This window comes from Ruegeria sp. AF3, assembly GCF_056536285.1.
The window spans coordinates 1,758,515-1,784,028 of the sequence record NZ_JBQFJM010000001.1; the positions used below are offsets into that span (position 1 = coordinate 1,758,515).

At 56.7% G+C, this 25,514-nt stretch carries 25 protein-coding genes; 11 read left to right on the plus strand and 14 right to left on the minus strand.

The window, feature by feature from the left end:
* The first annotated feature begins 69 nt into the window (after positions 1-69).
* The gene (locus ACR3FC_RS08915; RefSeq protein WP_480474376.1) at positions 70-513 is read left to right on the plus strand and encodes an NUDIX hydrolase; all 444 of its coding nucleotides are present in this window, start codon (positions 70-72) and stop codon (positions 511-513) included.
* Here the strand turns inward: ACR3FC_RS08915 and ACR3FC_RS08920 are convergent.
* Positions 510-1,784 (minus strand): PP2C family protein-serine/threonine phosphatase, encoded by a 1,275-nt coding sequence (locus ACR3FC_RS08920; RefSeq protein ID WP_480474377.1) that lies wholly within the window; start codon positions 1,782-1,784, stop codon positions 510-512. The genes ACR3FC_RS08915 and ACR3FC_RS08920 overlap by 4 nt on opposite strands.
* A gap of 162 nt (positions 1,785-1,946) precedes the next feature.
* On the opposite strand from ACR3FC_RS08920, the gene ACR3FC_RS08925 reads away from it, so the two are divergent.
* Positions 1,947-2,276: an Hpt domain-containing protein gene (locus ACR3FC_RS08925; protein WP_480474378.1), complete on the plus strand. Its 330-nt coding sequence runs from the start codon at positions 1,947-1,949 to the stop codon at positions 2,274-2,276.
* On the opposite strand, the gene ilvA is transcribed toward ACR3FC_RS08925, so the two are convergent.
* Positions 2,273-3,499, minus strand: a complete 1,227-nt coding sequence (gene ilvA / locus ACR3FC_RS08930) for a threonine ammonia-lyase IlvA (RefSeq protein WP_480474379.1) — start codon at positions 3,497-3,499, stop codon at positions 2,273-2,275. The two genes, ACR3FC_RS08925 and ilvA, sit on opposite strands and share 4 nt — an antisense overlap.
* A 58-nt stretch (positions 3,500-3,557) precedes the next feature.
* Positions 3,558-4,319 carry a hypothetical protein gene (locus tag ACR3FC_RS08935; protein WP_480474380.1) on the minus strand — a complete coding sequence of 254 codons (762 nt, stop codon included), beginning with the start codon at positions 4,317-4,319 and terminating at the stop codon, positions 3,558-3,560.
* A 142-nt stretch (positions 4,320-4,461) separates the two neighbouring features.
* On the opposite strand from ACR3FC_RS08935, the gene ACR3FC_RS08940 reads away from it, so the two are divergent.
* The 4 genes from ACR3FC_RS08940 to msrA all read left to right on the plus strand — a co-directional run bounded on the left by ACR3FC_RS08940 (position 4,462) and on the right by msrA (position 7,414).
* Complete coding sequence (locus ACR3FC_RS08940; protein WP_209506894.1) at positions 4,462-5,688, plus strand: argininosuccinate synthase; 1,227 nt, start codon at positions 4,462-4,464, stop codon at positions 5,686-5,688.
* 32 nt (positions 5,689-5,720) lie between these two features.
* Positions 5,721-6,125 (plus strand): DUF1810 domain-containing protein, encoded by a 405-nt coding sequence (locus ACR3FC_RS08945; RefSeq protein ID WP_480476858.1) that lies wholly within the window; start codon positions 5,721-5,723, stop codon positions 6,123-6,125.
* Positions 6,126-6,204: 79 nt separating this feature from the next.
* Complete coding sequence (locus tag ACR3FC_RS08950; protein ID WP_480474381.1) at positions 6,205-6,486, plus strand: SCP2 sterol-binding domain-containing protein; 282 nt, start codon at positions 6,205-6,207, stop codon at positions 6,484-6,486.
* Positions 6,487-6,742: 256 nt separating this feature from the next.
* A complete protein-coding gene (msrA, locus tag ACR3FC_RS08955; protein ID WP_480474382.1) occupies positions 6,743-7,414 on the plus strand; it encodes a peptide-methionine (S)-S-oxide reductase MsrA in 672 nt (223 codons plus the stop codon).
* Here msrA and ACR3FC_RS08960 read toward each other — a convergent pair.
* Positions 7,411-8,283 carry a ribokinase gene (locus ACR3FC_RS08960; RefSeq protein WP_480474383.1) on the minus strand — a complete coding sequence of 291 codons (873 nt, stop codon included), beginning with the start codon at positions 8,281-8,283 and terminating at the stop codon, positions 7,411-7,413. The two genes, msrA and ACR3FC_RS08960, sit on opposite strands and share 4 nt — an antisense overlap.
* A gap of 3 nt (positions 8,284-8,286) precedes the next feature.
* Positions 8,287-10,542: an NADP-dependent malic enzyme gene (locus ACR3FC_RS08965; RefSeq protein ID WP_267363735.1), complete on the minus strand. Its 2,256-nt coding sequence runs from the start codon at positions 10,540-10,542 to the stop codon at positions 8,287-8,289.
* Positions 10,543-10,703: 161 nt separating this feature from the next.
* On the opposite strand from ACR3FC_RS08965, the gene mutS reads away from it, so the two are divergent.
* The gene (gene mutS, locus ACR3FC_RS08970) at positions 10,704-13,319 is read left to right on the plus strand and encodes a DNA mismatch repair protein MutS (RefSeq protein ID WP_480476860.1); all 2,616 of its coding nucleotides are present in this window, start codon (positions 10,704-10,706) and stop codon (positions 13,317-13,319) included.
* 56 nt (positions 13,320-13,375) lie between these two features.
* Here the strand turns inward: mutS and ACR3FC_RS08975 are convergent, their stop codons facing one another.
* Positions 13,376-13,939 carry a nucleotide exchange factor GrpE gene (locus ACR3FC_RS08975; protein WP_480474384.1) on the minus strand — a complete coding sequence of 188 codons (564 nt, stop codon included), beginning with the start codon at positions 13,937-13,939 and terminating at the stop codon, positions 13,376-13,378.
* 10 nt (positions 13,940-13,949) lie between these two features.
* Positions 13,950-15,014 carry a heat-inducible transcriptional repressor HrcA gene (gene hrcA, locus ACR3FC_RS08980; RefSeq protein ID WP_480474385.1) on the minus strand — a complete coding sequence of 355 codons (1,065 nt, stop codon included), beginning with the start codon at positions 15,012-15,014 and terminating at the stop codon, positions 13,950-13,952.
* A gap of 112 nt (positions 15,015-15,126) precedes the next feature.
* Between hrcA and rph the strand changes: the two genes are divergently transcribed.
* From rph to ACR3FC_RS09000, 4 genes are read left to right on the plus strand one after another with little or no spacing between them, the layout of a single operon-like run.
* Positions 15,127-15,840 (plus strand): ribonuclease PH, encoded by a 714-nt coding sequence (gene rph, locus ACR3FC_RS08985; protein ID WP_480474386.1) that lies wholly within the window; start codon positions 15,127-15,129, stop codon positions 15,838-15,840.
* The gene (gene rdgB / locus ACR3FC_RS08990; RefSeq protein WP_480474387.1) at positions 15,837-16,451 is read left to right on the plus strand and encodes an RdgB/HAM1 family non-canonical purine NTP pyrophosphatase; all 615 of its coding nucleotides are present in this window, start codon (positions 15,837-15,839) and stop codon (positions 16,449-16,451) included. Before rph ends, rdgB begins: the two co-directional genes overlap by 4 nt.
* Positions 16,441-17,595 (plus strand): radical SAM family heme chaperone HemW, encoded by a 1,155-nt coding sequence (gene hemW / locus ACR3FC_RS08995; protein ID WP_480474388.1) that lies wholly within the window; start codon positions 16,441-16,443, stop codon positions 17,593-17,595. The genes rdgB and hemW overlap by 11 nt, the downstream gene beginning before the upstream one ends.
* A 2-nt stretch (positions 17,596-17,597) precedes the next feature.
* Complete coding sequence (locus ACR3FC_RS09000; protein ID WP_480474389.1) at positions 17,598-17,951, plus strand: YbaN family protein; 354 nt, start codon at positions 17,598-17,600, stop codon at positions 17,949-17,951.
* On the opposite strand, the gene ACR3FC_RS09005 is transcribed toward ACR3FC_RS09000, so the two are convergent.
* The 7 genes from ACR3FC_RS09005 to ACR3FC_RS09035 all read right to left on the minus strand — a co-directional run bounded on the left by ACR3FC_RS09005 (position 17,941) and on the right by ACR3FC_RS09035 (position 25,312).
* Entirely contained in the window at positions 17,941-18,837 is an 897-nt protein-coding gene (locus ACR3FC_RS09005) for a ParB/RepB/Spo0J family partition protein (protein WP_480474390.1), read from the minus strand. The genes ACR3FC_RS09000 and ACR3FC_RS09005 overlap by 11 nt on opposite strands.
* 20 nt (positions 18,838-18,857) lie before the next feature.
* Complete coding sequence (locus tag ACR3FC_RS09010) at positions 18,858-19,661, minus strand: ParA family protein (RefSeq protein ID WP_209506882.1); 804 nt, start codon at positions 19,659-19,661, stop codon at positions 18,858-18,860.
* Positions 19,654-20,271: a 16S rRNA (guanine(527)-N(7))-methyltransferase RsmG gene (rsmG, locus tag ACR3FC_RS09015; RefSeq protein ID WP_480474391.1), complete on the minus strand. Its 618-nt coding sequence runs from the start codon at positions 20,269-20,271 to the stop codon at positions 19,654-19,656. The genes ACR3FC_RS09010 and rsmG overlap by 8 nt, the downstream gene beginning before the upstream one ends.
* Positions 20,271-22,139 carry a tRNA uridine-5-carboxymethylaminomethyl(34) synthesis enzyme MnmG gene (gene mnmG, locus ACR3FC_RS09020; protein WP_480474392.1) on the minus strand — a complete coding sequence of 623 codons (1,869 nt, stop codon included), beginning with the start codon at positions 22,137-22,139 and terminating at the stop codon, positions 20,271-20,273. The genes rsmG and mnmG overlap by 1 nt, the downstream gene beginning before the upstream one ends.
* 12 nt (positions 22,140-22,151) lie before the next feature.
* Positions 22,152-23,438 carry a tRNA uridine-5-carboxymethylaminomethyl(34) synthesis GTPase MnmE gene (gene mnmE, locus ACR3FC_RS09025; RefSeq protein ID WP_480474393.1) on the minus strand — a complete coding sequence of 429 codons (1,287 nt, stop codon included), beginning with the start codon at positions 23,436-23,438 and terminating at the stop codon, positions 22,152-22,154.
* A 30-nt stretch (positions 23,439-23,468) separates the two neighbouring features.
* The gene (rho, locus tag ACR3FC_RS09030; RefSeq protein WP_267364726.1) at positions 23,469-24,740 is read right to left on the minus strand and encodes a transcription termination factor Rho; all 1,272 of its coding nucleotides are present in this window, start codon (positions 24,738-24,740) and stop codon (positions 23,469-23,471) included.
* A 122-nt stretch (positions 24,741-24,862) separates the two neighbouring features.
* Positions 24,863-25,312, minus strand: a complete 450-nt coding sequence (locus tag ACR3FC_RS09035; RefSeq protein WP_480474394.1) for a CopD family protein — start codon at positions 25,310-25,312, stop codon at positions 24,863-24,865.
* Positions 25,313-25,514 lie beyond the last annotated feature (202 nt).

Below are 25,514 nucleotides of genomic sequence, written 5' to 3' on the forward strand. Positions count from 1 at the left end.
CCTTACGCGCCACAGGTTGGCATACCGGCACCATATAGGTCGAACAGATTAGGTTTTAAGGGGCCATACATGATCAGGCGGTTCGGTGAAACCCCAGAGCCGGGGCGGAAATACACGCGACGGGTCGGTGTTTACGCACTTTTGCCCCGCAGAAGTCACCTTTTGCTGACCTGCCAGACAGAACCCGGACCCGACCTGCAATTGCCCGGCGGGGGTATTGATCCGGGCGAATCACCTGTTACCGCCCTGCATCGTGAAGTCTTTGAAGAAACCGGGTGGATTATTGCTGCACCCCGACGGATTGGCGCCTTTCGACGCTTCACCTATATGCCGGAATACGACCTGTGGGCCGAGAAGGTCTGCCTGATCTATCGCGCCCGCCCCGTACGCCGCATAGGACCGCCGACCGAGGCGTTTCACGAAGCGTTGTGGATGGAAACCGCCGACGCCGTCGGTTTACTGGGAAATGACGGTGACCGGCATTTTGCCGAAATACACCTCGGCTCGCTTTAAGGTCCGTTATATTCAAAGAAGACGGCCGAGACGTCGTCTCCGATACCGTCTTTCGGTGACATCACTTGTGTCAAACGCCAGAACATATCGTCCAGAAACTCTGACCCGCCCCTTTCCGAAATGCTCTGTTGGGCCATCTGACGCAAACCGTCTTCGTCCAACAAACCGCCACCAGCCAGTTGGCATTCGGTAAACCCGTCCGAGTACAAAAGCAGCTTGTCGCCGGGCTGCATCTGCGTTTCGATTTGTTGAAAGCTCGCATCTTCGATCAATCCTATGGGCAAGCCTCCGTCACCAAGAAACTCAGCGCGGCCACCCTGCCGCAGCAGCAGGGGATGCGGATGCCCGGCTTGCACCATCTTCAGATGCCCGTTGCGCAGGTCGACGATGGCGTAGACCATCGTAAAATACTCTTCGATACCTTCATCGGCCATCAGCCGGGAATTGAGCGTTTCAGCCACATGTTCTGGTGGCAGAAGTGCGTAAAACTTGTCGAACCTCCGCTCCATCGCGACGTTCTGATCGAAATGCTTGCTGGACAGATATCCCCCCAATCGCGCCGTCATCATGGCCGAGGTGATACCATGCCCGGATACGTCGATGCTGTAGAACCCAAGCCGGTTCACCCCGGGCGAGAACATCCCCACCAGATCACCGCCGATATGACCACAAGGTTTCAGCAACAAACTGACCCGCGATTTGCCGAATGTCCGGGTCAGTTCGGGAACCAGCGATTCCTGAATTTTCCGCGCCTGCATCAGGTCCTTGTCGATCGCGTCATGCGCAAGCCTGAGTTCCTTGAGCGCGGATTCAATCAGGCGGTTTTTCTGGGAGAGCTCGCGCTGCATGTCCAGAATGCGCGCACCAGCTGAAATCCGGGCGCGCAGTTCGTCCGCCTCAAGCGGCTTGATCAGAAAATCGTCGGCCCCGGCATCCAGACCGCGCGCGACTTCCTGCTTTTCGCTTTTGGATGTCAGAAGGATGAAATAGCTGTATTGATCCGTTTCCAAGGCCCGAAAGGCACAGCAGAATTCAAGGCCGCTCATCCCCGGCATGACCCAGTCGCTCAGCACAAGATCGGGCGGATTATCGACACAAAGCGCCAAAGCGGCATGGCCTGTATCGGCCTCGATCACCTCGAACCCCCATTTCCTGAGCGAGGCCACCAGAATGCGCCGTTGCAAGCGGCTGTCATCCACCACCAGCACCGTGCGGATCGCGCCGAAATCCAGATCAGTTCTGGTTTCCTCAAGACTCGCCCCCGGCACCATTTACCCTCTGCTCTGATGAGTTTCGTCACTTATGGCGACCCTATCGCCGACTGATTTAACATCCGGTGAAGAGTGACGATTGCCGAAGCGTGGCCCCGTTAACCTGCTTTTTACCGGACGCGTCTATTCAGAACCATGACCATTCATTAGCTGGTGTATAGGATGATCCACTGGGCCAGAGTCAGGCAGTTGCGGGATGAAGTCGGCCCCGAGGAATTCGATGAGGTGGTGGAGATATTTCTGGAAGAAGTGCAGGACGTGATCACCCGCCTGCGCCGCGACACCAACCGGGCCGAGCTGGAACAGAACCTGCATTTCCTGAAAGGCAGCGCGTTGAGTCTGGGGTTCGATCAATTCTCGAAACTCTGCCAGGATGGGGAACGGCAGGCCGCAGCAGGGCAAGGGGCCGAGGTTGATCTGCCGGCGCTTTTGGCCGCTTTCGACAGCTCGAAAACCATGTTTGAGGCTGAGCTGAATGAGAACCTGAGCTAGATCACGAACTGTGCCAGCGTCTCGTCCTCGGTGATGTCGGTATAGGTGAACCCGGCATCGTCCAGATGGGCAAACAGGCGCATGAAGTTTTCGGGCTTGCGGGTTTCGATCCCGATCAGAACCGAACCGAAATTGCGCGCCGATTTCTTCATGTATTCAAACCGCGCGATATCATCCTCGGGGCCGAGAATATTCAGGAACTCCTTCAGGGCACCGGGTCGCTGCGGCAGGCGCAAGATGAAGTACTTTTTCACACCGGAATACCGCTGTGCACGTTCCTTGACCTCGGGCAGGCGTTCGAAATCGAAATTGCCGCCGGATGTCAGGCAGACCACGGTCTTTCCGCGCACAAAGCTTTGGATATCGCCTACTGCCTCGATCGCCAGCGCCCCCGCAGGTTCCAGCACGATGCCTTCGACATTCAGCATCTCGATCATGGTGGTGCAGATACGATCCTCGGACAGGACCAGAACATCCGACAGGTGACGTGATTTCAACAACTCGAACGGCTTTTCACCGATCCGCCCGACCGCCGCGCCATCGACAAAGGTATCCACTCGATCCAGCGAAACAGGATGCCCCGCCGCCAGGGCTGCGCGCAGACAGGCCCCTCCGGCCGGTTCGACGAACAGGCAATGGGTGCGGTCCCCGAACCATGTGGCGACACCGGCGGACATGCCGCCTCCACCCACGGGAAGCACAACGTGATCGGGCGCACCGCCCATCTGCCTTTCGATTTCAACCGCCAGCGAGGCTTGCCCTTCGATCACATCGGCATCGTCAAAAGGTGACAGGAAATATCCGCCCTGCTGCGTGCACCATGCCTGAGCGGCAGCAAGTGTGTCATCGAAATAGTCACCGATCAGATGAATCTCGACGTTGTCCCCGCCAAAAATGCGGGTTTTCTGGATTTTCTGCTGCGGAGTGGTAACCGGCATGAAGATCACGCCTCGGACGCCCAGATGCTTGCACATGAAGGCCACGCCCTGCGCGTGATTGCCCGCGCTGGCACAGACGAACAGGTCCTGCCCCTGCTGCTTGCGCATTGCGTTGAACGCACCGCGGATCTTGTAGGAGCGCACCGGGCTCAGGTCTTCGCGCTTGAGCCAGATATCCGCCCCATAACGTTCGGACAGGTGGGCATTGCGCTGCAACGGCGTTGCCGGGAAGACAGAGCGCATCGCCTTTTCGGCGGCTCGGGCGCGGGTCATGAAGTCGGTCATGACCGCTTCACTGCCGCATCAGTACGACAAGGGCAAGGAATACATATGTGTACGGGCGTCAGCGTAGTTCGCGCTTCTCGACGACAATACCGTAAAGGGCCGTCATGATGCTGACGCCCAGCATGAGCAGAAACCATTGCGCAACTAGGAAATAGACAAAGCTGCCTATGATTGGGGCCAGAGGTGTATGTAGCAACAAATTCGGTATTGCTGTAAGAACTCCAACACAAAGTGCGGCAACAAAAATCGGCTTAGAGAACTCTTTGGTTTTGCGCCACGAATCTGGAACTTTCATAAATTCCCCAACTGCCGCAGCCGGTAACACGAGCGAAAGCCTAAACGAAATGTACGAAATGACGACACCAAGCAAAAAACCAAGAAAGGTGCCGTCATCAGTTGACACCCCGCCATCATAAAAAACGGCTGCAGGTACCAGAAAAATAAAAACAGCGACAAGACTCAGTAGAATGCTCAATGGGATAATCCGAAGAAATGCGCCGCCATAGGCCCACATACGGTCTCCGTCCCATACTGGCCACGCGAGATGTGGTTCAACGTTCTGAAGTACGTAACGATGCCAGCCTACGGCCACCCAAACCAGTACGATCAAATAGAGGACTGCGAGTACAAAGCCAGCTAGAGACACGCCCAACATCGGAGAGAGTTTATCGGTCTCCGGCAAACTTTCCGTCTGAAAAATAGTCAAAAAATAGAATGCGGTGCCTAAAACAAGAAACGGAAAAAAGCTTAATCTCAACGCGACTGATATGTTGTCCAAAAGCATTAATACCGCATGCCTAAAAATCTTGTAGCCCAGCATCCTAAAACTGCCCTCTCAACCAATCCTTGTTCTCTTTCCCTCCGTTTCACCTCATTTCCCGGCCTTCGTCAACGCGCACCAACTTGCCCCCGCGTCCAAAACCCGCTAGGGGCCAATCGTTCTACGCATAAAGGGAAGTCAGATGTCCGCGCCCAAGAAAGTTGTTCTGGCCTATTCCGGTGGCCTTGATACCTCGATCATTCTGAAATGGCTGCAGACCGAGTATGGCTGTGAGGTCGTGACCTTCACTGCCGATCTGGGTCAGGGCGAGGAGCTGGAGCCCGCGCGCCAAAAGGCCGAATTGCTGGGGATCAAGCCCGAGAACATCTATATCGAGGATATCCGCGAGGAATTCGTCCGCGATTTCGTCTTCCCGATGTTCCGTGCCAATGCGCAATATGAAGGTCTGTACCTGCTGGGCACCTCGATCGCGCGGCCGCTGATCTCGAAACGCCTGATTGAGATCGCTGCCGAAACCGGTGCTGATGCCGTCGCCCATGGTGCAACCGGCAAAGGCAATGACCAGGTCCGGTTCGAACTGGCAGCATATGCGCTGAACCCCGATATCAAGGTGATCGCCCCTTGGCGCGAGTGGGATTTGACCAGCCGTACCAAGCTGCTTGAATTCGCCGAGCAGAACCAGATTCCGATTGCCAAGGACAAACGGGGTGAGGCGCCGTTCTCGGTCGATGCGAACCTGCTGCATACCTCATCCGAGGGCAAGGTTCTGGAAGACCCTGCCGATATGGCGCCCGACTATGTCTATCAGCGAACCGTCCACCCCGAGGACGCCCCGAACGAGCCTGAGTTCATCGAGATCGGCTTTGAAAAAGGCGACGCGGTCAGCATCAACGGCGAGGCGATGAGCCCGGCTACGATCCTGACCAAGCTGAACGAATACGGCGGCAAGCACGGTATTGGCCGTCTGGACCTGGTCGAAGGCCGTTTTGTAGGCATGAAGTCGCGCGGTATCTACGAGACACCCGGCGGCACCATCCTGCTGGAAGCGCACCGTGGCATTGAATCCATCACCATGGACCGTGGCGCGATGCATCTGAAAGACCAGCTGATGCCGCAATATGCGGAACTCATCTATAACGGTTTCTGGTACAGCCCCGAGCGCGAGATGCTGCAAGCCGCCATCGACAGGTCGCAAGAGCATGTCACCGGCACCGTTCGCGTGAAGCTGTACAAAGGTCTGGCCTCGACCGTGGGTCGCTGGTCGGATCATTCGCTGTACTCTGAGGCGCATGTGACCTTCGAAGAGGATGCAGGTGCGTACGATCAGAAAGATGCGGCAGGCTTTATCCAACTGAATGCGCTGCGTCTGAAACTGCTGGCTGCGCGCAACAAGCGCCTGTCCAAGTGATCGACGAAGACGATAGCGACGACGAACTCGACATGTTCATCGAGGCGCAGGACACGGTTTGGGCCGATGTCCTGCGCGAACTTGAACAGGGGCAGAAAACCAGCCACTGGATGTGGTTCGTGTTTCCGCAACTGGCCGAGCTAGGCCAATCCCATATGGCACAGCTCTACGGCATTGAAGATCTGGACGAGGCGACACGCTATCTGAACCACCCGGAACTGCGCGACCGGCTTAGGCAGGCGGCCTCGCTGATGTTGCTGCACGCAGGACGCGATGCCAGCGACATTCTGGGCGGGATTGACGCGAAAAAGCTGCGATCTTCGATGACATTGTTTTCGTCTGTGGCAGATGCTCCGCCCGAGTTTCGTGCTGTTCTGGACGCCTTCTATGGCGGTAAGCCTTGTGACCGGACGGTTCAATTCCTCGGCGCATCGTGATCAGAAGTTCCAGTTGGGTCAGCCTTGCCTGTTCGGCACCTGACGCATTACGCATTCGGAAACCGTGAAAGGACCCCGAATGCTTCAGGACATCGCCGATGGAATTCAAAAAGGGCTGAACGGCAAAAGCTTTGACGGTTCACTGAAGTTCGATTGTGGCGCGGACGGTGTGATTGTCCTGGCAGAAAATCAGGCAACAACGCAGGATCGGGACACGGATTGCACAATCCGCATCTCGCAGGAAAACCTGACCAAGCTGTTGACCGGAAAGCTGAACCCGATGACCGGCGTTGCTTTGGGCAAGCTCAAGATCTCGGGCAATATGGGTGTTGCAATGAAGCTGGGGCAACTGCTGGGCTGAATTTGCCGCAAAGCTGGCCTTTGGTCCGAGTCCAGCCAGACTGGCGGTTCCACCCGCGGTGTATCGCAGTTCCGCATCGGGATACCTGTCGCGCATAATCTGTTGCAAATGAGCGGAGGTTTCGCCCACCCATCAAATGAGCCGTATACAGGTGATCGCAGACGATAAACTCGTCTCACCAGCGCGTGACATTGCATGACAGGCAATTGCAAGGCGGTCGAACCCGCGTCAATCTCATCTTAAAAGGAGACCTGACATGATGCGGACCGCTTATTTCGAAACCGTCAGACCAGCCCTTCTGTTTACACTGATTGCATTGGCTGCCCTGTTGCGCGCGCTGCCTGCCCCGGCTGCAGGAACCGAAACGCTGACGGTGGCCGGAGGGTGTTTCTGGTGCGTGGAATCCGATTTCGAATCCGTGCCCGGCGTTATCGATGCGGTGTCGGGGTACACCGGCGGGACATCTGCGGACCCGACATATGATCAGGTTTCAAAAGGGGGGACCGGCCATTACGAGGCGGTTCAGATCACGTTCGATCCGGCGCGGGTCTCTCGCGCATCGTTGCTGAGCATGTTTTTCCGGTCGGTTGACCCGACAGACGCCGGTGGCCAGTTCTGCGACCGGGGCGAAAGCTATCGAACTGCGATATTCGTCTCTAACACAGGAGAAAAGGCGCTGGCGGAACAAGCCAAAACAGACGCGCAGCAAGCGCTGGGGCAGACCATTGTCACCCCGGTTCTGAGCGCAGGACCCTTTTACCCCGCCGAGGCGTATCATCAGAATTATTACAAAGGCAACAAACTGGTCCTTACCCGCTTTGGACCAAAGCGTCAGCACAACGCCTACAAAGCGTATCGCAAAGCCTGTGGTCGTGACGCGCGCGTCAAGCAGCTTTGGGGCGGGGAAGCGCCATTTGCAGGGTCCTAGTCAAAGGATGCGTCACGCACTTCTTTCAGATCGGGAATGACATCCGCCGTTCCGTGCCGCATGACCATCAGAGCTGCGGCGCGGTTTGCCTGCAATATGGCCTGTTCCATTGGCATTCCGCGATCCATGCCTGCCAGCACATAGCCGGTGAAGGTGTCGCCTGCCCCTGTGGTATCCACCGCCCGCACCTTATGCGCGGGAAACTCGACCGGATCGTTGCCCTGCTGCAAGTACCTCGCGCCTTTTGAGCCGAGGGTAACGATGACATGCCGAACAGGCAGATCGGCGATGCTCAGACCGGTTTCCTGACGCAGTTGCTCGGCCTCCACCTCATTCAGGATCAGAAAATCCAGAAAAGGCAGAACGCCCTGAACGGCCTTTGCCTGAAACGGGGCTGCGGCATAACAGACGGTCAAGCCAAGCTTGCGCCCCAGCTGCGCCGCTTCGACCTGGGCATTGGTTTCATTCTGCAAGATCAGCAGATCACCGGTGTTTGCCGAGGCCAGCGCCTGCCCCAGATGGGCGGGTTCCAATGCGTGATTGGCGCCGGGATACAGGATAATCAGGTTTTCACCCTCGGCATCCACCGCAATGATGGCGTGGCCCGTGGGAACATCCACCTCAGAGATATGGCGTGTATCCACACCATATTCTGTTAGTCGATCCTTGGCCCAGCGCCCATCGGGCCCCACGGCACCTATATGGCTGACGCGTGATCCCGCACGCGCCGCGGCCACCGACATGTTGGCCCCCTTGCCGCCCAGGAACCGATCCAGCCTACGGGCAGCCAGAGTTTCACCCGGTGCAGGCAGATGCGGCAGGTCATAGACCATATCCGCGTTGATCGAGCCGAGATTCCAGATCGTCATGATTTATCCGATGTCGCAAGAGGCCAGAATGGCCATGTTCAGAATATCGTTTGCGGTCGAGACGGTCGAACAGATCTGGATCGGCTTGTCGATGCCCGACAGGATCGGGCCAATCACGGTCGCACCACCCATTTCCTGCATCAGCTTGGTCGAGATTGATGCCGAATGCCGGGCCGGAACGATCAGGATATTCGCCGGACCGGTCAGGCGCGAGAACGGATAGGCCGCTTGCTGTTCGATGTTCAGGGCGACGTCCACCGTCATTTCACCCTCGTATTCAAAGTCGACGCCGCGCCGATCCAGAACAGCCGGGGCACGGTGCATCTTTTCAGCACGTTCTGACACCGGATAGCCAAAGGTCGAGAAGCTGACAAAAGCGACGCGCGGCTCCAGCCCCATATGCCGGGCAACTGCGGCCGAACGCTCGGCAATATTCGCCAGATCGTTTTCGTCGGGCCATTCATGTACCAACGTGTCGCCAATCAGAACAATCCGGCCTTTATGCAGCAAAGCTGTCACACCGGCGGCACCGTTGGCCGCATCGGCATCAAACACATGGTTGATCCGGTCGAGCACATGCGCGGACTTGCGGGTTGCGCCAGTGACCAGACCATCACCATGCCCATGGGCCAGCATCAGCGAGGAAAACACGTGCCGGTCCCGTGCGGCCAGACGGTGAATATCTTTGCGGTCAAAGCCCTTACGCTGCAGGCGCTGATACAGGAAGTTCGAATAGGTTTCGAGATGCGTGGTATTGGCCGCATTCACGACCTCGATTTCACGCACAGCGTCGCCCAGGCCCGTTGCTTCCAGTTTGGTCTTCACATCGTCCGGCCGACCCACCACAAGTGCCTTGCCGAAACCAGACCGCTGATACATGACCGCTGCGCGCAATACCCGGGGATCGTCACCCTCGGCGAAAATCATGCGGCTTTGCGCCTGACGCGCTCGGGCGTTCAGACCGCGCAGGATGCTGGCGGTCGGGTCCATCCGGGATTTCAGGCTCAGCTCATACGCGTCCATGTCGATGATCGGACGGCGCGCGGCACCGGTGTCCATCCCCGCCCTGGCAACAGCCGGTGGAATACGGTGGATCAAACGCGGGTCGAACGGGGTGGGGATGATATAGTCACGCCCAAAGGTCAGCGACTTGCCATAGGCCATTGCGACCTCATCCGGCACATCCTCGCGCGCCAGATTGGCAAGTGCGTGGGCACAGGCGATCTTCATCTCATCATTGATGGCGCGGGCGTGAATGTCCAACGCACCGCGGAACAGGTAGGGGAAACCCAAAACGTTATTCACCTGGTTTGGATAATCGCTGCGCCCGGTGGCAACGATCGCATCCACGCGAACCTCGTGCGCTTCTTCCGGAGTGATCTCGGGGTCGGGGTTGGCCATCGCAAAGATGACAGGATTGTCAGCCATGCTGGCAACCATATCCTGCGTGACCGCGCCTTTCACCGAAACGCCCAGGAACACATCCGCCCCCTTCATCGCGTCTTCCAATGTGCGCAAGTCGGTTGTGATCGCGTGGGCCGATTTCCACTGGTTCATGCCCTCGGTCCGGCCCTGATAGATCACGCCCTTGGTATCGCAGACAATGCAGTTTTCGTGCCGCGCGCCCATTGCCTTGAGCAGTTCGATACAGGCAATCCCCGCGGCACCTGCACCATTCAGAACGATTTTCACGTCCTCGATCTTCTTGCCCGAGATATGCAGCGCGTTCAGCAGGCCCGCCGCACAGATCACGGCCGTGCCGTGCTGGTCATCGTGAAAGACGGGGATGTCCATCTCTTCCTTCAGTCGCTGTTCGATGATGAAACACTCGGGCGCCTTGATGTCTTCCAGATTGATGCCGCCAAAGGTTGGCCCCATCAGACGCACTGCACGGCAGAATTCATCCGGGTCTTCGGTGTCCAGCTCGATATCGATCGAGTTCACATCGGCGAACCGTTTGAACAGGACCGATTTGCCTTCCATCACCGGTTTCGAGCCCAGCGCGCCGAGGTTACCAAGGCCCAACACCGCCGTCCCGTTCGAGATTACGGCCACCAGGTTGCCCTTGTTGGTATAGTCATAGGCCGTTTCCGGGTTTTCCGCGATAGCCTCGCAGGGAACGGCCACACCCGGGCTGTAGGCCAGCGACAGATCTCGCTGCGTTGTCATGGGGACGGTGGCCTGCACCTCCCACTTGCCGGGGGTGGGGTCCAGGTGAAAGGCCAATGCCTCTTCTTTGGTGATCTTCGCTTTGGGCATCTTAAATGTCGTTTCCATGACTTCAGGGCTGACGCCTCATAGCGCAGGAGAACGCCCGCCTCAACGAGAATGAGTTTTCGGCTTTTACAGAAGATGCGGGATTTGTAAGGTCGCGCCCGGAATACGCCAAAAGGGGGCCGCTTTTGTCCACAGTCACGCCAATGATGGCGCAATACCTCGAAATCAAAGAGGCCCACCCGGATGCCCTGCTGTTTTATCGCATGGGTGATTTCTATGAGATGTTTTTCGAGGATGCCGTCAACGCTGCCGAGGCGCTGGATATCGCGCTGACCAAGCGCGGCAAGCACAATGACGAAGACATCCCGATGTGCGGCGTGCCGGTGCATTCAGCCGAAGGGTACCTTCTGACCCTGATCCGCAAGGGCTTTCGCGTTGCGGTCTGCGAACAGTTGGAAAGCCCGGCTGAAGCAAAGAAAAGAGGCTCTAAATCGGTCGTAAAACGTGATGTCGTGCGACTCGTCACGCCCGGAACACTGACCGAGGATGCGTTGCTTGAGGCGCGCCGACACAACTTTCTGGCTGCCTATGCCGAGGTCCGGGACGACGCCGCGCTTGCCTGGGCCGATATTTCGACGGGCGCGTTTCACGTGATGCCACTGACCTCGGTCCGGCTCAGCCCCGAGCTTGCCCGGCTTGCGCCCTCCGAACTGATCGTGGCCGATGGAACGCAGGAAAAGCTGAACGAAACGCTGCTTGATCTGGGGATTTCACTGACGCCGGTCGGGCGCGCCAGTTTCGACAGCACGGCGGCGGAAAAGCGCATCTGCGGGCTGTTTCACGTGGGTGCCTTGGACGCGTTCGGCAGTTTCGGCCGCGCCGAAGTGTCCGCGATGGGCGCGCTGATCGACTATCTGGAGATTACGCAAAAGGGCAAACTGCCCCTGCTGCAAACGCCGCTGAAAGAAACTGAGGATCGCGTCGTTCAGATCGACGCTGCAACGCGTCGAAACCTTGAGCTGACCCGTTCCCTATCTGGCGGGCGCGCAGGATCGCTTCTTTCTGTCGTTGACCGGACCGTTACCCCCGGCGGCGCGCGATTGCTGGAACAGCGGCTTTCAAGCCCTTCTCGAAATCTGGATGTGATCCATGCCCGGCTTGACGCAGTCAGTTTCACCGCTGGTGACAGCTTGATCGCGTCTGATCTGCGCGAAGCCTTGCGCAAAACCCCGGATCTGGACCGCGCCCTGTCGCGTTTGTCACTCGAGCGCGGCGGACCTCGTGACCTGACAGCCATTCGCAATGGCCTGACCCAGGCGGCCACGATTGCCGAAATCTGCACCGGTCAGGATTTACCGGTGTTGCTGGCAACCGCGCTTCAGAACCTTGTTGGCTTCGATGACTTGCTGACCTTGCTGGACGAGGCGTTGGTGGCCGAGCCCCCGCTTCTGACCCGCGACGGAGGCTTTATCGCGCCAGGTTTTGACGCTGAACTGGACGAGGCCCGCACCCTGCGCGACGAAGGCCGGTCCGTCATCGCCGGGTTTCAACGAAATTACGTCGAACACACCGGCATCACCTCGCTGAAAATCAAGCACAACAACGTGCTGGGCTACTTCATCGAAACCACGGCCACCCATGCCGAAAAGATGCTGAACACACCCTTTAGCGAAACCTATATCCATCGCCAGACGACAGCCAATCAGGTGCGGTTTACAACCGTCGAACTGTCCGAGATCGAAACGCGTATCCTGAACGCCGGAAATCTGGCGCTGGAGATCGAAAAGCGGCTCTATCAAAGGCTCTCTGGCGCTATTTTGGACCTCGCTTCCCGATTGAATCAAGCCGCCCGCGGGCTTGCGGAACTGGACCTGACGACCGCTCTGGCTGATCTTGCGCGGGGTGAAAACTGGTGCCGTCCAAGGGTTGATGCCTCTCGCTCATTCAATGTGCAGGGCGGTCGACACCCGGTTGTGGAACACGCCCTCCGGCAGCAAAGCGGCGATGCATTCATTTCCAATGATTGCGATCTGACCGTCGAAAACGGCGCGGCGATATGGTTACTGACGGGTCCGAACATGGCCGGTAAGTCAACCTTTCTGCGCCAGAACGCCCTGATCGCACTGCTTGCCCAAATGGGCAGCTATGTTCCGGCCGAAGAGGCGCATATTGGCGTCGTCAGTCAGCTGTTCAGCCGCGTCGGAGCCTCGGACGATCTGGCGCGGGGGCGGTCGACCTTCATGGTCGAAATGGTCGAAACCGCCGCCATCCTGAATCAGGCCGATGACCGCGCTCTGGTCATTCTGGACGAAATCGGTCGTGGCACCGCCACCTATGACGGCCTGTCCATCGCTTGGGCCACATTGGAACACCTGCACGCGGCCAACAAATGTCGCGCATTGTTTGCCACGCATTATCATGAGCTTACGGCTTTGGCCGGCAAACTCGAAGGTGTCGATAACGCCACCGTAGCGGTCAAAGAGTGGGATGGCGAAGTCATCTTCCTGCACGAGGTTCACAAGGGCGCGGCTGACCGGTCTTATGGGGTGCAGGTTGCGCAGCTGGCCGGTTTACCCGCTTCTGTCGTCGAACGTGCCCGGGTGGTTCTGGACCAGCTTGAAAAAACCGAACGCGAAGGCGGCAAGCAAAAGGCGCTGATTGACGACCTGCCGCTGTTCTCGGCAGCCGCGCCGCCACCCCCGCCCGCACCGAAAACCTCGCCGGTGACCGAGATGCTGGAGGGTGTCCTGCCCGACGAACTGACCCCGCGCGAGGCGCTGGATCTGATCTACAAATTGAAAGAGGCGGCCAGATCCTGACCGCCCTTCATCTTTTCAAAAATACTCTCGCCGAAGGCTTGGCTTTTAAAAGCCAATCAGCTTGCTGGCGTTGAAGAGACCCCGACCTGAGCCGGACGCAACAGGCGGTCGTACAGCATGAAACCCTCGGCAGACACCTGAATGATGTCCCCTGCCCGCGTGCCCGGGACCGGGGCCTCGAACATTGCTTCGTGCACATTCGGATCAAACCGGTCGCCAACCTGGGGTGTAATCACTTCGATCCCGTGTTTCTGGAACACATCCTTCAGGGCACGCATGGTCAGTTCGACGCCTTCCAGCAGTCCGGCGGCAACCTCTTTCTGCTCGTCGGTCGCGGCCTCAAGCGCGCGCTTCATGTTGTCGTAAACGGGCAGCATATCGCGGGCCAGCTTGGAACCGCCATACTGCTCGGCATCGCGGCGCGCCTTGTCACCGCGTTTGCGCGCGTTCTCGGCGTCGGCAAGCGCGCGCATGAATTTGTCTTTATACTCATCCCGCTCAGCGCGCAGCTCGTCCAGCTCCAACGCCTCGTCACTGATCTCAGTAAACTCCTCGGCCAGCTCTTCCGCTTCTGCCGCCATGATATCGTCCAGAAAATCTTCGTTCTTGGGCTCTGCCATCTCTTACCCTCTAACTCCGGTCGGATATCAGCTTGCCGACCAGTTGCGCCGTATAATCCACGATCGGCACGATCCGTCCATAATTCAGACGCGTGGGTCCGATGACCCCGACCGCACCGATTATCTTTCGATCAGCGTTCATATATGGAGACACCACCAAAGAGGAACCCGAAAGTGAGAAAAGTTTGTTCTCAGACCCAATAAAAATGCGCACACCCTCGCCGCCTTCCGTCAATTCGAGGAAATCCGCGATGTCGCGCTTGCGCTCCAAATCATCGAACAGGCTGCGAATACGCTCCAACTCTCCGGCCTGACCGGGTTCGTTCAACAGATTCGCCCGCCCCCGCACGATCAAACGGGCCGAGTCGGCTCCGTCTCCGTCCCAGGCCGCCAGCCCACTTTCCACCAGCTCGCGCGCCAACGCATCTATTTCCTGCTTGCGCGCCTGAATCTGTTTCTGCATCTGACGGCGTACTTCGCTAAGCGTGCGCCCCTCGATCAGCGCATTCAGAAAATTCGCGGCCTCGCGCATCGAACTGGGCGTCTGGCCGGGTGGCGGTGTGAACAGACGATTTTCGACATGGCCGTCCGAAAAGACCAGAACCACCAAAGCCTTGTCATGCCCCAAGGAAACAAACTCGATATGCTTGATTTCTGCTTCATGCTTTGGCGTCAGGACCAGCGACGCACCTTGTGTCAGGTGTGACAAAGCTGACCCGACCCGATCCAGCATTCCGCCAACATCGCCCGCGTTAGAGCCTAATGTTTCTTCCAGTTTTTGCTTGTCGTCGACGCCCAGATCGCCAACCTCAAGTAAACCGTCCACGAACATACGCAGTCCTTGCTGCGTCGGTACCCGACCCGCGCTGATATGCGGGCTGTCCAGAAGACCCAGAAACTCCAGGTCCTGCATCACATTGCGCACGGTTGCGGCACTGACCTTTTCCGACAGGCTGCGCGTCAGGGTTCGGCTTCCGACCGGCTCTCCGCTTTCTAGATAACTTTCGACGATCAACCGGAACACCTCGCGCGACCGGTCATTCATCTCGTCCAAAATTTTGCTCGCTTCGCTCATGCGTCTTCCCCTGCTGGTTCGTCATTAAATAGCAGGCAAATGAAAGGTCAATCGGGGTTGCATCGTAATGCTGCGGGGCGGTATCCCCAACCCAGCAAACAAAGGATTTCCCATGCGACCCTCTGGAAGAGACTTAAGTGAAATGCGCGCCGTTTCAATCGAAACTGGGTTCACCAAACATGCCGAAGGTTCCTGCCTGATCAAGATGGGCGATACCCATGTGCTGTGCACCGCCACGATCGAAGATCGGGTACCCCCTTTTATCAAGGGTTCGGGGCTTGGCTGGGTCACCGCCGAATACGGTATGCTGCCCCGCGCCACCAACACCCGGATGCGGCGTGAAGCGGCCTCGGGCAAGCAAGGTGGCCGTACGGTGGAAATTCAGCGCCTGATCGGTCGCGCCCTGCGGGCCGGCGTCGACCGGGTTGCACTTGGCGAACGTCAGATCACGGTTGATTGCGATGTGATCCAGGCCGATGGCGGCACCCGCTGTGCCTCGATCACCGGCGGCTGGGTTGCTCTGCGATTGGCCGTCAACAAACTGATGAAGGCAGGTGACGTGATTTCAGATCCGCTGGTTGATCCGGTCGCCGCCGTGTCCTGCGGTATCTATGCGGGCCAGCCTGTTCTGGATCTCGACTATCCCGAAGACAGCGAGGCCGGTGTCGACGGCAACTTTATCATGACCGGGTCAGGCAAACTGATCGAGGTCCAGATGAGCGCCGAAGGTTCTGTATTCAGCCGCACCCAGATGGATCAGCTTGTGGATCTGGCGGAAAAAGGCGTTGCCGAGCTGGCCGCAGCCCAGAAAGCCGCCACCGCATGACCCGTAAGTTTGACAGCGACAGGCTTCTGGTCGCGACCCACAACAAAGGCAAGCTTGAGGAGATGGCGCATCTCCTCGAACCTTTTGGCGTGACGGTTGTGGGTGCGGCGGACATGGACCTGCCTGAACCGGAAGAGACCGAGGACACCTTTGTCGGCAACGCCCGGATCAAGGCCCACGCCGCCGCAAAGGCCACCGGGCTGCCCGCCCTGTCAGACGATTCTGGAATCACCATCGACGCGCTGGACGGCGCGCCGGGTGTTTATACCGCTGATTGGGCCGAAACCGGCAACAGTCGCGACTTCCTGATGGCGATGACCCGCGCCCATAATGAGCTTGAGGCAAAGAGCGCGCCCCACCCCCGCACCGCGCAATTCCGCAGCACACTGGTGCTGGCCTGGCCTGATGGGCACGATGAAGTGTTTGAAGGTGTTGCCCCCGGTCATCTTGTCTGGCCCATCCGCGGCGAAGGTGGATTCGGCTATGATCCGATGTTTGTTCCCGAAGGATACGACATTACCTTTGCCGAGATGGATCGCTGGGAAAAGAACAAGATCAGCCATCGCGGTCGCGCGGTTGAGAAGTTCGTGAAAGGCTGCTTTGGCGGATGATTGGCGCAACGGGGGCTTTGGCCTTTACGTGCATTGGCCTTTTTGCGAGGCCAAGTGCCCCTATTGCGACTTCAACAGCCATGTTTCCAGAAACATTGATCAAAAACAATGGCTTGACGCCTATCTAAGCGAATTGCGGCGCTCGGCTGCCGAAACCCCGGATCGGGTGCTGAACACGATCTTTTTCGGCGGTGGAACCCCGTCTCTGATGGACCCGGAAACCGTTGCCGCCGTGATCGGTGAGGCCCGTGCGCTCTGGCACCCCTCCAACACCATGGAAATCACGCTGGAGGCAAATCCCGGATCAGTCGAGGCCGGGCGGTTCGCGGCCTATCGTGATGCAGGCGTCAACCGGATATCGATGGGCGTGCAGGCGCTCAACGACGAAGACCTGCGCCGCTTGGGGCGAATTCACACTTTGGCCGAGGCCCGCTCTGCTTTTGACATCGCCCGTGATTGTTTTGAACGGGTGAGTTTTGACCTGATCTATGCCAGGCAACACCAAACGTTGGACGCTTGGTGGGCCGAGTTGAACGAAGCGCTGTCCATGGCCGTGGATCACCTGTCGCTGTATCAGCTGACAATCGAAGAAGGCACGGCTTTTGGCGATCGTTATGCTGTCGGAAAGCTGCGCGGCTTGCCCGAAGATGACAGTGCGGCCGACATGTACCTTGCAACACAAGAGATTTGCGAGAAACACGGCCTGCCCGCCTATGAGGTGTCCAACCACGCCCGCCCCGGTGCAGAGTCGCAGCACAATCTGGTCTATTGGCGTTACGGGGACTATGTCGGCATTGGTCCCGGTGCTCATGGGCGAATAACGGTGGGTGGTGAAAGACACGCGACCGAAACCCATCTGAACCCGCAGCGCTGGCTTGACGCTGCTGCAAAGGGTGACGGAGAAAAGAAACGCTATGTCCTTTCGCCTGAAGATCAGGCGAACGAATACCTTATGATGGGCATGAGGATATCAGAAGGACTAGATATAGATAGGTGGGAAGCCCTGTCAGGCCATCCACTTTCTGACGAAACCGTGGACCATCTGGTCGGCATTAATATGATTGAACGTGAAAACAACAAACTCAGAGCAACACCAGTGGGGCGCGCCGTGCTGAATGCTGTAATCCGGGAATTGATGGGCTGAATATGCAGTATCTTTGGGCGGGGCTGGGATTGCTTTGCGTTGCGATGGCCGCGATTGGGGTTGTTCTGCCTCTTCTTCCAACGGTTCCGTTTTTGTTGCTGGCAGCGTTTTTCTTTGCGCGATCCTCTTCACGGTTGCATAACTGGCTACTGTCGCACCGGATTTTCGGGCCAATGATACTGGATTGGCAGAGTTCGGGCGCAATACGCCCGGCCGCAAAAAAGGCAGCAACCTTATCGGTCTCCGCCGTTTTCGGGGTGTCTTTGCTACTATCCGTTCCGCCCTTCGTGCTGATCATTCAGATCATTGTTCTGGGTGGCGTCCTGATATTTATCTGGACGCGCCCTAACGGCTGAGCTTTGCACAAAGATCGTCAAGCTGATCCAGGTTTTCATATGTCAGAACAACCTGACCGGATTCCGTTCCCGCCTTGTGGTTGATTGAGACTTTCATTGCCAGAATCGCAGACAGGTCTTTTTCCAGCGCGCGTGTGTCAGCATCTTTTCCGGCATCCAGATTCCTGGATCTGGGAGCAGGTCGTGCAGTGTCGCCCTGCTGCTGTTTCTTGACCAGCGCCTCGGTAGCGCGCACAGACAGACCATCCTTGACGATCAGGTTTGCCAATTCCGAGGGATTTTCCGCCGTAATCAGCGCCCGCGCATGACCAGCCGATAATTTCCCTTCAATTACAAGAGTTTGCACGTCAATTGGCAGAGACAAAAGCCGCAACAGGTTCGCAATATGGCTGCGACTTTTCCCCAAAGCCTCGGCAAGCTTTTCCTGCGTGTGGCCAAAGCGATCCATCAACTGCCTGTATCCGGCGGCCTCTTCCACTGCGTTCAGATCAGCGCGCTGGATGTTTTCGATGATCGCAACTTCCAGTACCTCGGTATCATCGAATTCGCGCACAATCACAGGGATCTCGTGCAGCTGCGCCATCTGAGCAGCCCGCCACCGGCGTTCACCAGCGACGATTTCGTATTCTCCGACCCCTGTTGGACGTACGATCAAGGGTTGGATGATACCTTTTTCCCGAACCGACGCAGCAAGCTCATCCAATTGTTCGGGCTGAAATGTGCGTCGCGGCTGATTTGGGTTTGCCTTCAGCTTTTCAATCGGAACTTTCAGATCAGGTCTGCGCACGTCAGATGGTACTCGGTTGCCCGCCTCTGGATTAACGTCCGCCATGAGCGCGGATAATCCGCGGCCCAACCCTCTGGATTTCGCTTTCCTAGTGCTCATGTCGGCCTCCTCACCACCGCTCATGCTGCGGTCTTGTTGTTCTTATGCATGATCTCACGGGCCAGATGCCGATACGCCATCGCACCAAGTGATCCCGAGTCATACTGCAATACCGGCAGCGCATAGGATGGCGCCTCGCTGACCCGCACATTCCTGGGTATCTTTGTTTTAAAAACCATCTCACCCAGATTGTCACGCGCATCCTTTTCGACCTGGCGGGACAAGTTGTTGCGGTTGTCATACATGGTTAACACAACACCTTCGATTCTCAGGTCTGGATTTGCGGTTTGCCGGACCTCCCGGATCGTCAACATCAATTGCGAAAGACCCTCCAACGCAAAGAACTCACTTTGCAGCGGCACAAGGACAGAATGGGCGGCAACCATCGCATTTACGGTCAAGAGGTTCAGTGACGGCGGGCAATCTATCAGGATGAAATCCAGCTCAAACGCGTCCACTGCCGTCTGACGCAGCGCATCGTGCAGCAGATAGCTGCGTTTTTCGTTGGAAATCAGCTCGATATCTGCCGAGCTCAAGTCAACCGTTGCAGGGACAACCAGAAGGTTTTCGATCTCCGTCTCCTGAACCACTGCCTCCAAGGGCGCGTCATCCAGGATGAGATCATAAGTGGTCCAATCCCGATCTTCGACCCCTAAACCGGTTGATGCATTCCCTTGTGGATCGAGGTCAACCACCAATACCCTGCAGCCAGCTTCGGCCAACCCTGCCGCTAGGTTGATTGCTGTGGTTGTTTTCCCTACTCCGCCCTTCTGATTGGCAACCGCAATTATCCGGGGTCCGGACGGTCGAGACAGATCAACCACGTGATACTCCTTTGATCTTAAGGATAACGGCCTGAGGTTCAGTTAAACTTGTAATAGCCTCAGCATCGAAATTCCATTCCTCACGCGCCTCATCCAGCTCTTTTTTCCAGTTTGCACCTTTGGGCAACAGCGCGGTCCCGTTTTCACCTAAATGCCTGTCACAGAATGATAACAATGTACGCAGATCCGCCAGCGCGCGCGCCGAAACGATGTTTGCGCCCAGGGGTTCAACCACCTCGATCCGCTTGGAAATCACTTTACACGACACGCCACATTCACGGGCGACGTTACGCAGAAAAGCTGATTTTCTCTGGTCGCTTTCCACTAGGGAGAAACTGGCGGCCGGAGCTTCCTCGGCAGCAATAATGGCGCACACCATTCCGGGGAATCCGCCACCGCTGCCAAGGTCCACCCAAGTGTCAAACGTTTCAGCGCATCGAAAAACTTGGACAGAATCCAGAATATGCCGATCCCACATGAATTCCAGACTATTGCGTGAAACAAGATTTATCCTGGGATTCCAGCGGTTCACCAGATCAACATAGATTTTCAGACGTTCGAATGTTTCACGTGAAACATTCAAGCCATCAAACTTGGAAAAATCGGCCATCACGCCTGACGCGCTCGTTGATCGCGGCGCAATTTCGCCAGGACAAGGGTGAGCGCAGCCGGTGTAACGCCTTCGACTCGGCTTGCTTGCGCTATGTTCGACGGTTTGGCCTGTGACAGTTTCTGCTTCATCTCAGAAGACAGCCCGTCCAAGCCAAAATAGTCAAATTCACGCGGGATAACATAGGATTCATCCCGCTTCATAGCCTCAACATCGCGCTTTTGCCGGTCGATATAGTTCGCATAAAGTGCGTCACGTTCGATTTGAAGCCGGATCGCCACGTCTACATCTTGTAGATCTGGTATCAATGGAAACAAGTCCTCGAAAGATGTATCCGGAAATGCCAGAATTGCCATTCCATCTCGGCGGTTTCCATCCTGGTTGACGTTGATCCCGGCTGAAAGAACTTCTTTGGGTGTGTATGTGCGAGCGGTCAGCTTGGATTTCGCTGCATCAAGCTGGCTCATTTTCTTCTCAAAATGCGCCCGACGCCTCTCTCCGACACAGCCAAGTTCCAACCCAATCGGCGTCAACCGTTGATCTGCATTATCTGCACGCAGAGACAGTCGGAACTCGGCCCTGGAGGTGAACATTCGATAAGGCTCTGCCACACCACGTGTCGTCAGGTCGTCTATCATCACGCCGATATAGCTGTCTGATCTGGTGAAAATGACCGGTTCGCGGCCCTGTACGTCCAGCGCCGCGTTAAGGCCAGCAACCATCCCTTGTGCCGCAGCTTCCTCATATCCTGTGGTTCCGTTGATCTGCCCTGCCAGATATAGTCCCGGAACGTCGGGTAGCGACAAGGACGCGGTTAAGACACGTGGGTCCACATAATCATATTCGATCGCATAGCCCGGTTGAAGAATGTCCGCCTTTTCGAGCCCTTTGATCGACCGAACGTATTCCAATTGCACGTCCTGAGGCAGTGACGTTGAAATACCGTTGGGATAAATCGTGTGATCATTGACGCCTTCGGGCTCAAGAAAAACCTGATGCGAGTCCTTATCTGCAAAGCGAACAATCTTATCTTCGATCGAAGGGCAATATCTTGGACCTATGCCATCGATTTGGCCCCCATACATCGCCGATTTTGAGAGGTTTGCTTCGATGATCTCATGCGTCTTGGCATTGGTATGTGTAATACCGCAGGAAATCTGAGGCGCGACTACCGATGTTGACAGGAAAGAAAACAAGGTCGGGTCCTCATCCCCGTCCTGTCTTTCCAAACCTGACCAGTCGATAGTGCGCCCATCCAGACGCGGCGGTGTGCCGGTTTTCAAGCGTCCCAGCGGAAGGTTATAGCTATCCAACCTCTCGGCCAGTTTTATCGACGGGCGATCTCCCATCCGCCCACCAGCCCGTGACACGTCGCCGATATGGATGACGCCGCGCAGGAAGGTTCCGGAAGTCAGAACAACGGCTTTGGCATGCACTTCCGACCCATCTCCAAGCAGGACACCGGCGACACGGTGTCCGTCCATCAGGAAGTCTACAACCTCCCCAACGATAACGGACAGGTTTTCTTGGTTGCTGATTTCGTTTTGCATTGCCGCACGATACAGGGCGCGGTCAGCCTGCGTTCTGGGACCCTGAACAGCCGGACCTTTTCGCCGGTTCAACAGTCGAAACTGAATACCAGCCTGGTCAGCGACGCGACCCATTACACCGTCCAGCGCGTCAATCTCTCGAACCAGATGTCCCTTCCCCAACCCACCGATAGCCGGGTTGCAGGACATGACGCCGATATCGGTCGCAGATAATGTCACCAAAGCGGTTTTCGCACCCATCCTGGCAGCGGCGTGCGCGGCTTCCGTACCGGCATGGCCGGCCCCAACCACGATGACATCAAAGTTTGAATGTTTCACGTGAAACAATCCTTATTTTCCCAAACAAAAGCTGGAGAAGATTTCATCCAACAGTGTCTCGACATCAATTCTGCCGACCAGAGATTCAAGCGCCCGTATGGCGGTTCTTAACTCCTCCGCAGCGATATCATACAGGTCCGGGCCTGATTCCAGAACCGTGATCGCAGCAACAAGTGAAGCCGATGCCTTGTTCATCGCAGCGCGATGGCGTTCACGCGTAGCTATACCATGTGTTGTGGTTCTTTCACTCAAGACCCACGAAATCTGGTCGACAAGCGCATCAATCCCCTGTCCTGTCTTTCCTGAAACACCTTCACTCTTATCTTCCCGCAGGTCTGCTTTGGGCAGAACATGGATATCGCCATCCTGCACAGCTACATCCAGCTCTTCCGGGACTTCGGTCAGAAAAACACGCAAGTCTGCCGCTTCTGCCCGTTTTCGAGCCAGCTCGATCCCAAGATTCTCGACGTGATCTTCGGTTTCCCGCAACCCGGCCGTATCCAGCAATGTCACCGGCAAGCCAGCCAGATCCATACGAACCTCAATCACATCCCGGGTTGTGCCTGCGAATTCCGAGGTAATTGCGGCTTCACGTCCTGCAAGCGCGTTCAACAGGGTTGATTTTCCTGCATTGGGAAGACCAACAATAGCCACTTCAAATCCGGTACGAATACGCTCGGCAATCTTCACCCCATCTGCTTCTCGACGAAGATCTGCCAGAACACCGCTTGTCAAATCGCGGACTTCCGGCGTGACATCGGTGGGGACGTCTTCATCAGCGAAATCGATGACGGCTTCCAGCAACGATGCCGCGCGGATCAGATCGCGCCGCCAGCGCTCGGCCAGCGTGCCAAGCTCACCGGCAAGAATGGTCTGGGCCTGCTTACGCTGTGCCTCGGTTTCCGCGTCAATCAGGTCCGCAAGGCCTTCGACCTGTGTCAGATCCATCTTGCCATTTTCAAGGGCCCGGCGTGTGAATTCACCCGGGTCCGCCAGCCGCAGCCCATCGGTGTTCGACAAACAGCGCAGAACCGCATTGACCGAGGCCGTGCTGCCATGGATCTGAAGTTCTGCCACGTCTTCCCCGGTGAAACTTGCCGGTGCCTGAAAGGTCAGAACCAGACCATCATCCAGACGTGATCCGTCCTGATCCCGCAGGGTGCGCAAGACTATTCCCCGCTTGGGCAGTTCCGCGCCGCTCAGACATGCGGCTGCGGAATGCGCTTCGGGGCCAGAGAGGCGAATGACCGCCACCCCTGCTTTGCCTTGCGCGCTGGCCAAGGCGAATATCGTATCCATTCGTAGGCCTCGCGTCGCTTAAGACCTGTGTCAGGTGTTCATTGAATCGAAGAACTCGCCGTTTGTCTTCGTCTGTTTCAACTTCGACAACAGGAACTCGATTGCGTCGGTGGTGCCCATAGGATTGAGGATACGGCGCAGAACAAAGGTTTTGGCCAGATCGCCCTTGTCGACCAGCAGGTCCTCTTTCCGTGTACCGGATTTGAGGATGTCGATCGCCGGGAACACGCGTTTGTCTGCAATCTTGCGGTCCAAAACGATTTCCGAGTTACCAGTACCTTTGAATTCTTCAAAGATCACCTCGTCCATCCGGCTGCCGGTATCGATCAGTGCGGTGGCGATGATGGTCAGCGAACCACCTTCTTCAATGTTCCGCGCCGCACCGAAGAATCGCTTGGGCCGTTGCAGGGCGTTTGCGTCCACACCACCGGTCAGAACTTTACCCGAGGACGGGACCACTGTGTTAAAGGCCCTACCAAGTCTTGTGATTGAGTCGAGAAGAATAACAACATCTCGTTTATGTTCGACCAAACGCTTGGCTTTTTCGATGACCATCTCCGACACGGCCACGTGGCGCGTCGCGGGCTCATCGAAGGTTGACGACACAACCTCACCCTTAACCGAGCGCTGCATGTCGGTCACTTCTTCCGGGCGTTCGTCGATCAGCAGGACGATCAGGTAACACTCCGGATGGTTCTGTTCGATCGAATGCGCGATGTTCTGCAGGATCACGGTTTTACCGGTCCGCGGCGGTGCCACGATCAGTGAACGCTGACCTTTACCGATCGGCGCAACCAGATCGATCACGCGCGCCGACTTGTCCTTGATGGTGGGATCTTCGATTTCCATCTTCAGACGCTCATCCGGGTACAGAGGCGTCAGGTTATCGAACAGGATCTTGTGCTTGGCCTTTTCGGGATCTTCAAAGTTGATCATGGTGACTTTGGTCAGCGCGAAATAACGCTCATTCTCGTCCGGCGCCTTGATCTCACCCTCGACCGTGTCCCCGGTCCGCAATGAATGCAGACGGATCATATCAGGCGAGACATAGATATCGTCAGGACCCGGCAGATAGTTCGCCTCGGGCGAGCGCAGAAAGCCGAACCCGTCCTGTAGCACTTCCAGTACGCCATCACCGCCGACGGTCCAGCCATCATCGGCACGTTCGCGCAGAATCTGGAACATCATCTCGCCCTTACGCATGGTCGAGGCGTTTTCGATCTCCAGCTCTTCGGCCATTGCCAGAAGGTCTTTGGGGCTTTTGGCTTTCAGGTCGGCCAGATTCAGGGATTCATTGGACATGATACATACCTTCACCGCTGAGAACGCGGCTTGAAGTGGAATTTCAGTACGGAAAATACGCCGCCCGGACGGGCGTGTTGTGATCTACATAAGCGCAGCGCCGTTCGGAGTCAAACAGGCGTTCAGAACTTCAGAATGACCGCCAGAACGATAGCTACCATCAGAATGGTCGGAACCTCGTTCATCATGCGATACTGCCGCCCAGTGAGCTTATTCCGGCCTGCCACGAAATCCTTCCTTCGGGCCATAAGCCAATGGTGGAACCAGGTCATCGCGATCACGCCCGCGCCTTTTACCCAGGGCCATGCAAAATCCCATCCGACGATCCCCGGCGTGAACACCATGATCAGCCCACATACCCAGGTTACAACCATCGCGGGGCGCATGATCACCCGCAGCAACTTGTCTTCCATTTCAAAGAAGATGTCTTGCGCGCCCTCTACAGCCTGCGCTTTTTCGACGTGATAAACAAACAGTCTGGGCAAATAGAACAAGCCCGCCATCCATGAGATCACGGCCATGATATGTAATGACTTCACCCACGGGTAAATCGTGAAAAGAAGGTCTGTCATGCCGGCTCCGAACGTTGTTCGGAACCCTCCCTAATAAAAAAATAAGAAAAGAAAAAGGATGATGGTTTTGTAGGGTGCCAGAAATCCGTGGATTACTTTTTTACCCTAGCGTTTTCCCCAGGGGGACAGAATATCTGAGATCGCCAGTGATTCTGTTGATAGTGGGAAATTAATATAAAAATCAAATATTTACAATGGTTCT